Source organism: Thalassotalea sp. G20_0, from assembly GCF_017744175.1.
Classification (GTDB): Bacteria; Pseudomonadota; Gammaproteobacteria; order Pseudomonadales; family Endozoicomonadaceae; genus Endozoicomonas.
In genome coordinates this window covers 1-3,276 of the sequence record NZ_JAGHQV010000127.1, presented here as the reverse complement: position 1 = coordinate 3,276, position 3,276 = coordinate 1, and the positions used below count along the sequence as shown (strand labels likewise).

The 3,276-nt window shown below is 45.1% G+C and carries 3 protein-coding genes; 1 reads left to right on the top strand and 2 read right to left on the bottom strand.

Going from position 1 to position 3,276, the window contains the following annotated elements; all coding sequences use genetic code 11:
• Positions 1-189: 189 nt before the first annotated feature.
• Positions 190-963 carry a hypothetical protein gene (locus tag J7438_RS24835; protein ID WP_209278732.1) on the bottom strand — a complete coding sequence of 258 codons (774 nt, stop codon included), beginning with the start codon at positions 961-963 and terminating at the stop codon, positions 190-192.
• A gap of 337 nt (positions 964-1,300) precedes the next feature.
• Here J7438_RS24835 and J7438_RS24830 point away from each other — a divergent pair, with 337 nt between their 5' ends.
• Positions 1,301-1,672 (top strand): hypothetical protein, encoded by a 372-nt coding sequence (locus J7438_RS24830; RefSeq protein ID WP_209278731.1) that lies wholly within the window; start codon positions 1,301-1,303, stop codon positions 1,670-1,672.
• Positions 1,673-1,703: 31 nt separating this feature from the next.
• On the opposite strand, the gene J7438_RS24825 is transcribed toward J7438_RS24830, so the two are convergent.
• Positions 1,704-2,693 carry a hypothetical protein gene (locus J7438_RS24825; protein ID WP_209278730.1) on the bottom strand — a complete coding sequence of 330 codons (990 nt, stop codon included), beginning with the start codon at positions 2,691-2,693 and terminating at the stop codon, positions 1,704-1,706.
• Positions 2,694-3,276: the final 583 nt, after the last annotated feature.

Genomic DNA, 3,276 nt, shown 5'->3' with positions numbered 1-3,276 from the left:
ATTTCACTGGAGCGGAATATATAGATTTTACCCGGCGTAAGGTGGAAATGCAGATTAGCGCTCCTTTGGTGACGACTTTTATCGGAGCATCTCCCGTACCCGGCGAGCCAGAAGAAGAAACGAGCCGTATTCAGGAAACGCATGTTCACTCAGGTTGAAACAGGCTCAATCGAGACGGTAAATATTCCTTCAGCTTGAAGACTGAAAAGTGGCAGGGAGAGTGCCATCTGAATTTTTACTGGAACTCTGGTTTGTTCCAACTGAATTAGAAGTCAGTGTTAACTCACCGGAGTTTCCAGCTGAATGGATTGACTGGAGATACTGCTCTTTTGCGATTTTCGCTTGCTTTGAAGCTTCTTCCTTGTTGGCGGTTTGTTTTTTGATTCTGTTGTAAGTACTCATATAGATTCTTTGCCCCTCTGCGAGGACGGGATCTTTGCGACGCTCCCTTTGGTACTCCCTTTGGTACTCTGCGAAAGCAGGATCTTTGCGACGCTCCCTTTGGCGTTTCCTTTCGCGCTCTGCGAAAGCGGGGTCTTTGCGACGCTCCCTTAGGTACTCCCTTTGGTACTCCCTTTGGCGTTTCCTTTCGCTCTCTGCGAAAGCGGGATCTTTGCGACGGTCCCTTTGGTACTCCCTGTGGTACTGCCTTTCGCGCTCTGCGAAAGCGGGATCTTTGCGACGCTCCCTTTGGTACTCCCTTTGGTACTTCCTTCGGTGCTCCAACCGAGAGGCTTTGTTGTCGGTTATTTTTTCTGGTGGGTTTGAAACAGACTTATTACTCAAGTTATCAGCGTGAATTATCGGACTGATTTGCTCCATCACGTTAGAATACTGATGGCTGTTATTAACAATTTCTGATGCAGTGCCACTATCGGCTTTTTGAAATGTTTCTGGTCTTACGGATAATTCAAAGGGCTCATCCAGACAGATTTCTTTAGAATCAAGAATAGTGATTGACATTTGTTTAATTCTTGAATCATCGAATCGGTTTTGGAATCTATCCTCATCGGGTATTGAGGTGTTATTGATTGGGGGCGTTTGTTCCACTTTCTGACCGAATGCTGTAGCGTTTTTTTGTGTACAGCCCTTGGAAAATGACTTACCGCAGGGCATAGCAGCGTCATATGCAGTTAGAACACTCGAATAAGAGCCTTGTAAGTTAAAATCTGGATCAGTCATTAATTCATAAATTCATCAAGTTATTGAATCACAGCTTAAGACTCCCGCTACGTTACACAAGTTCCTTCCTGAAACAACCCATTCACTATTTACATCAAAAAAAGCATAAGGATTTGATATGAATATTAATCATGATGATGTGAAACTCTCGAAGTGGAAGTGTGAGACGATTAGATCAAGAATCAAGACCCGACCCTGGTTTTCCCTAATTCAAGAAGGTCAACTAAGCCACGGCAGGCCAATCATTCTCTCTGGCAATGGTGAGGCTGGTTGGGTTTCCCGGCTGACGGTTAAGAACTTGTTTGCTCTCTCCAAAGCTGCCAATAAAACGATGACTCTAACGCTTCCAGATAGTCGGCAGATCTCCGTTATCTTTGATCGGTCTAACGGCGCTCCCGTAGAGGCAAAGCAGGTTTTACCGTTTGCTTATCCAGCGGACAGTGACCAATACCTTCTTACTCTTAGATTGCTGTCTGTTCACTCAGGTTGAGACAGGCTCAATCGGGACGGTAAATATTCCTTCAGCTTGAACACTGAAAATTGGCAGGGAGAGTGCCATCTGAATTTTTACTGGGACTCTGGTTTGTTTCATCTGAATTAGAAGTCAGTGTTAATTCACCGGAGTTTCCAGCTGAATGGATTGACTGGAGATACTGCTCTCTTGCGATCTTAGCTTGCTTTGAAGCTTCTTCCTTGTTGGCGGTTTGTTTTTTGATTCTGTTGTAAGTATTCATATAGATTCTGTGCCCCTGTGCGAGGACGGGATCTTTGCGACGCTCCCTTTGGTACTCCCTTTGGTACTCTGCGAAAGCAGGATCTTTGCGACGCTCCCTTTGGTACTGCCTTTGGTACTCTGCGAAAGCAGGATCTTTGCGACGCTCCCTTTGGTACTCCCTTTGGTGCTCTGCGAAAGCAGGATCTTTGCGACGCTCCCTTTGGTACTCCCTTTGGTACTGCCTTTGGTACCCTGCGAAAGCAGGATCTTTGCGACGCTCCCTTTGGTACTCCCTTTGGTACTCCCTTTGGTACTCCCTTTGGTACTCTGCGAAAGCAGGATCTTTGCGACGCTCCCTTTGGCGCTTCCTTTCGCGCTCTGCGAAAGTGGGATCTTTGCGACGCTCCCTTAGGTTCTCCCTTTGGCGTTTCCTTTCGCGCTCTGCGAAAGCGGGATCTTTGCGACGCTCCCTTTGGTACTCCCTGTGGTACTGCCTTTTGCGCTCTGCGAAAGCGGGATCTTTGCGACGCTCCCTTTGGTACTTCCTTCCGCACTCCAATCGTGAGGCTTTGTTGTCAGTTATTTTTTTAGATGGGTTTGAAACAGACTTATTACTCAAGTTATCAGCTTGAATTATCGGACTGATTTGCTCCATCACGTTAGAATACTGATGGCTGTTATTAACAATTTCTGATGCAGTGCCACTATCGGCTTTTTGAAATGTTTCTGGTCTTACGGATAATTCAAAGGGCTCATCCAGACAGATTTCTTTAGAATCAAGAATAGTGATTGACATTTGTTTAATTCTTGAATCATCGAATCGGTTTTGGAATCTATCCTCATCGGGTATTGAGGTGTTATTGATTGGGACCGTCTGTTCCACTTTCTGACCGAATGCTATAGCATTTTTTTGTGTATAGCGATTGGAAAGTGACTTACCGCCGGACATAACAGCATCATATGCGGTGAGAAAATTCGAATAACAGCCTTGTAAGTTAAAATCTGGATCAGTCATTAATTCATAAATTCATCAAGTTATTGAATCACAGCTTAAGACTCCCGCTTCTTTACACAAGTTCCTTCCTGACTCAACCCATTCACTATTTACATCAAAAAAAGCATAAGGATTTGATATGACTATTAATCATGATGATGTGAAACTCTCGAAGTGGAAGTGTGAGACGATTAGATCAAGAATCAAGACCCGACCCCGGTTTTCCGACCCCGGTTTTCGCTCCCGTAGAGGCAAAGCAGGTTTTACCATTTGCTTATCCAGAGGACAGTGACCAATACCTTCTTACTCTTAGATTGCTGTCTGTTCACTCAGGTTGAGACAGGCTCAATCGGGACGGTAAATACTCCTTCAGCTTGAACACTGA